Source organism: Lonsdalea britannica (assembly GCF_946477055.1).
Lineage (GTDB): Bacteria > Pseudomonadota > Gammaproteobacteria > Enterobacterales > Enterobacteriaceae > Lonsdalea > Lonsdalea britannica_A.
The window spans coordinates 1-4,942 of sequence record NZ_CAMKXG010000254.1 but is presented as its reverse complement, the minus strand read 5'-3'; the positions used below and the strand labels follow the sequence as shown (position 1 = coordinate 4,942).

Below are 4,942 nucleotides of genomic sequence, written 5' to 3'. Positions count from 1 at the left end.
GCGAAGCCCGCCTGCGGGGTGTGCAAAATGAAGCCGCGGTCATCCGCCAGCGGACCGCCGGAAAAGACCGGTTTATCCAGCCGGATATCGGATTTTGACTCCGGCGGCGTGATTTTCAGTTTTTTCAGAATATCGTCGACGGTGAACTGTTCCATCGGTTTATTGATGATCAGCCCCATCGCACCGTCTTCGCCGTGTTCGCAGATATATACCACGGACCGTTTAAATACCGGATCCTGCAGCGCAGGCATCGCGATAAGAAAGTGATGCTGTAAATTCATGGTCTGTTCTTATCGTTTTTCTGTCGTTATTTCGGTTCGCCGCCAGCCGACGAACCCGGCAGATGTGCATGGTCGACCGGGGATCGGTTCCAGGCCGTCGAAGGGTGATTAACGCGCGGACAGCCGCCGTTCGATGGCGTCCATCAGCATGCCGGTAATCGAGACATCAGGGAACGCGGCTTCGATTTCACGTACGCAGGTCGGGCTGGTGACGTTAATCTCGGTCAGACGGTCGCCGATGATATCCAGGCCGACGAAAATCAGTCCTTTCTCTTTTAATATCGGGGCGATAGTACGGGCGATCCGCCAGTCGCTTTCGCTCAGCGGACGCGCTTCTCCCCGGCCGCCAGCGGCCAGATTGCCACGAGTTTCTCCCCCTTGCGGGATGCGGGCCAGGCAGTAAGGCACCGGTTCTCCGTCCACCACCAGCACGCGTTTGTCGCCGTCTTTGATGGCGGGCAGATAATTCTGCGCCATGCAGTAGCGGCTACCGTGTTCGGTGAGCGTTTCGATGATGACCGATACGTTAGCGTCATCCTGTTTCAAGCGGAAGATGGACGCGCCGCCCATGCCGTCCAGCGGTTTGAGGATGACGTCTTTATGCTGTTGGTGGAACTCGCGCAGTTTGTCGGCGCGGCGAGTGACCAGCGTCGCAGGCGTCAGCTCGGAGAACCAGGCGGTGAACAGCTTTTCATTGCAGTCGCGCAGACTTTGCGGCTTGTTGACGATCAACGTGCCTTTTTCTTCGGCGCGCTCAAGGATATAGGTGGCGTAGATGAACTCGGTATCGAACGGCGGGTCTTTCCGCATCAGCACTACGTCCAGTTCATGCAGGGCGATATCCTGCGCATCGCCGAACTGATACCAGCCGTCGTAGTTGTGCTCAACGCTCAGTTGACGCGTGGTGGCGCGCGCTTCGCCCGCGTTCAGATAGAGATCGTCCATCTCCATATAATGCAGCTCCCAGCCCCGGCGCTGCGCTTCCAACAGCATGGCGAAGCTGGTGTCTTTTTTAATGTTGATGGCTGCAATCGGGTCCATCACGATGCCGAGTTTGATCATTCTCTTTCTCCTTTACCCCAGATCGCCGAATCGTACCTGCAATGCGGTGATTGCAGTGAGCGCTGTGGTTTCTGTACGCAGAACGCGAGGCCCCAGCAGAATATCGGTAAAGCCATGTTCTGCCGTCATCGCAATTTCATCGGACGAAAGGCCGCCTTCCGGGCCAATCAGTAGCCGGACTCGCTGCACCGGCGTGGGCAGCGTGTTGATGCTGTGTGTCGCCCGCGGATGCAGGTTTAGTTTTAACCCATTGTCCGGCTCTGCGCACCAGCTTTCCAGCGACAGGGGAGGACGAATGAGCGGAATACGGTTTCTACCGCACTGTTCGCAGGCGCCGATGGCGATTTTTTGCCATTGAGACAGCTTCTTCTCCAAACGTTCGCCGTCCAGCTTGACGCCGCAACGTTCTGAAAACAGTGGGGTAATTTCATTCACGCCCAGCTCAATGGATTTCTGGATGGTGAATTCCATTTTCTCTCCGCGAGAAATCACCTGCCCAAGATGCAGGTGCAGCGGAGACTCTCGGTCTTCCTGCTGCGCGGCGTCGTAGCGCACCTGTACCCGTTTTTTGTCGGCCAGAAGAATTTCCGCATCGAAAATGCAGTTGCTGCCGTCAAATAACTGTAGCGCCTGACCGCGGTTCATGCGCAGTACGCGGCCGATATGGTTGGCGGCATCTGCGCTCAGGTCGGTTTCGCCGCCGTTGGGCGATAGCGTTTCGGGATGGAAAATGCGCGGTATTCGCATTGATGTTCTGGCCTTTACGTCATGTCTGTCGGAATGGGCGGGTCGCCCGGGTGGAGCCACCACCGTCCACGGACGGTGGTGTTTAGGACCTAAGCTATAGTAGGTAGCCGGATCACTGCTGGCAAGCTTGTTGCACGTAGGGGTTGTGATTGCCTTGTACTTTAGCGATGCGATTGTCGCGGGTGCATTCCCACTGTGTCACGGGATACAGCCGGTTCCAGGTTTCAAACAGCTGGGTCTGCTGGCGGGAAAGCGTCAGATGATAGCGGTCGCGCATGTAAAAATAGGTACGAGCAATTGGTCCGCGTGCGCGTTCAGGCGGTTCCGCCATCTTGTTTTTAAAGTCGATTTTCATCTCGCACTGGCCGTACTGCTTCTCGCCGCCGTTCCACTGGTTATACATCAGATTACCGCGGTCGCCGTTGACTTCGCCGATGGCTGGTTCCAGGTTATGCAGGTCGGTTTCCATCTCGCGGTAGACCTCGTCCTGCTCGCAGTTCTTGCGGCCGCCGTTCTGCCAGCATTGACGCTGGTGGCCGAACTGCCAGGCGGGTACGACGTGTTCCCACTCGATACGGTTGGCGCGATTGGCGTTCTTACGGACTTCGTAGCCGCAGGACTGCAGGTCGGGGATGCCTTTTTTACCCTGCCAGGTGATACGGCAGCCGCAGTAAAAGCTGCCCGGCGCGTCTTGGTTGATTTTCACCGCAGCGGCTTTGGCCTGAGTGAAACTATGAATTTCCTGGCTGAGCGCAGAAAAAGTGAGCAGGCCGCAGCCCACGGTAGCAATAACAAGAATTTTGCGAAGCATGTTCCAAAACGCCTTAGGCAGAAAAGCGAGCAGAGTACCGGAAGCGCCCCGGTGAGGCAACGCCACGCCCGGTCGGAAAAAACTGGAATCTGTGGTCAGCGCGCCTCTTTGTCATCGCGCCTGAGAGGGGTTCCGCAGCGGCGGCAGCGGTACTCGGTTTCGCCGCGAAGAATGCGGTTATGGCGCCTCACCGTCAGTTCGTGTTGCTGACAGTCGCACTGATAAAGGAAGGTTTTTCCTCGCACGGATGACACGGCAAAGGTGTGCGTTCGCCGAGCCGGCACCGCCAGAATGTGCTCCATCATCCATCGCCAGGCTTTACCGTGCGGAGGCGCTTTACCAAAGCGCGCGTAAACCAGCAGATGCGCCAGCTCATGGGGCACGACTTCATCGATAAATGCCTGCTGATTTTCCTGCAATAGCACGGGGTTGATGCGAATTTCCCACTCCTGCAGCCAGGCGCTTCCGGCGGTGGCGCCGCGCTGGTTATAGGCAATGACGGGTTCGGGATAGTCGCTGTCGAGAGCGGTATTGGCCAGCGCCAGCTTTTCCCGCAGGCAGCGCATTACCGCCTGTTGGAGTGCGATAGGGACGCGTTCAGTCTTCATGGCGTCAAGCATACGGTGACCGGGGCACGGTTGTAAACGTACCCCGGCGGGGGAGGGTTATTCGCCGATATTACGCAGACGCTTGCCGGACATCAGGTTATGTTCGATGTGCTCCAGCGAAACGTTTTTGGTTTCTGGAATCAGCAGCAACGTCAGCACGATAAACAGGACGTTGAGGCCGCCGTAGACCCAGAAGGTGTTTGCGTTGCCCAAGGTGTTCAACAAGGTCAGGAAGGTGGCTCCGACAATCATGTTGGCGATCCAGTTCGTGGTCGTTGAGACGGTGATACCGAAATCACGGCCGCGCAGCGGCTGGATCTCGGAACACAGAACCCAGATCAACGGACCGGCGCTCATGGCGAATCCGACAATAAACATCAGCAGCATGATGATGGCGGCATACTGCATGGCGCTGGAGGTAATGCCGACGTGCAGCATCGTTCCCAGTACGCCCATACCGCAGGCCATGACCACGAAGCCCAGAATCAGCGTCGGCTTGCGTCCCCAGCGGTCTACCAGACCGATGGCGATGAAGGTGGCCAACACGTTGACGGCCCCGACGATCACCGTTCCCCACATCTGCTGCCCGGTGCTGGTGAAGCCAGCGATGTCGAAGATCTTCGGCGCGTAGTACATGATGACGTTCATGCCGGTGAACTGTTGCATCACCTGCAGCAGAATGCCGAGGTAGACCGCGCGGCGGAAATTGGCATTGCTGGTAAATAGCGCCCAGCCGCTCTGCTTGATTTTCAGGCTTTCTCGGATCTCATCCAGCTCTTTTTTCGCCTGTTCGGTCGAGTCACGTAGTCTGTCTAGGACACGTTTAGCGTCGTTGAAGCGCCCTTTAGCCGCCAGCCAGCGCGGGCTGCCCGGCAGGAAGAACACGCCGATAAACAGCAGCACGGCGGGGAGGGTGATCACCCCCAGCATCCAGCGCCAGGAGCCGGTATAGCTGAACGCCGTGTCGGACAGATAAGCGCCGAGAATACCTATGGTAATCATCAGCTGATACATGGAGATCATGCTGCCGCGAATTTTCTCGGGCGCGATCTCGGACAGGTACAGCGGTGCCGTATAAGACGCCACGCCGACGGCGAGACCGAGGATGACGCGGGAGATGATCAATACATCAACGTTCGGCGCCAATGCCGAGCTTAGCGATCCGACGACGAACAGAACGGACGCTATCATCAGGCTGGTTTTTCTGCCCAGATGAGACGAAAGCCAGCCGCTGCCGATAGCGCCGATAGCCGCGCCGAACATCATTGAGCTGACAACCCACTCCTGCTGATGACTCGTCATTTGAAACGTTTGTGTGATAAACGGCAGCGCGCCTGCAATCACCCCGATATCCAAACCGAACAGCAGCCCTGCCAGTGCGGCAAGAAAGCAGACCAAAAACGTCATGGTTTTATTGGATGCTCTGTTGTTAT

The 4,942-nt window shown here is 57.2% G+C and carries 6 protein-coding genes; all 6 read right to left on the bottom strand.

The window, feature by feature from the left end; all coding sequences use genetic code 11:
• A partial coding sequence (locus Q7O77_RS14560) for a YqgE/AlgH family protein (RefSeq protein WP_304168719.1) occupies positions 1–281 on the bottom strand: 281 nt, incomplete at its 3' end.
• A 108-nt stretch (positions 282–389) separates the two neighbouring features.
• A complete protein-coding gene (gene gshB, locus Q7O77_RS14555; protein ID WP_085651265.1) occupies positions 390–1,343 on the bottom strand; it encodes a glutathione synthase in 954 nt (317 codons plus the stop codon).
• Between the two features lie 12 nt (positions 1,344–1,355).
• Positions 1,356–2,090: a 16S rRNA (uracil(1498)-N(3))-methyltransferase gene (rsmE, locus tag Q7O77_RS14550; protein ID WP_304168713.1), complete on the bottom strand. Its 735-nt coding sequence runs from the start codon at positions 2,088–2,090 to the stop codon at positions 1,356–1,358.
• A gap of 112 nt (positions 2,091–2,202) precedes the next feature.
• Complete coding sequence (gene endA / locus Q7O77_RS14545; RefSeq protein ID WP_304168711.1) at positions 2,203–2,901, bottom strand: deoxyribonuclease I; 699 nt, start codon at positions 2,899–2,901, stop codon at positions 2,203–2,205.
• A gap of 95 nt (positions 2,902–2,996) precedes the next feature.
• Positions 2,997–3,509 (bottom strand): SprT family zinc-dependent metalloprotease, encoded by a 513-nt coding sequence (locus tag Q7O77_RS14540; protein ID WP_304168722.1) that lies wholly within the window; start codon positions 3,507–3,509, stop codon positions 2,997–2,999.
• A 57-nt stretch (positions 3,510–3,566) separates the two neighbouring features.
• On the bottom strand, positions 3,567–4,942 hold a 1,376-nt coding region (locus tag Q7O77_RS14535; protein ID WP_304168708.1), incomplete at its 5' end, for a sugar porter family MFS transporter.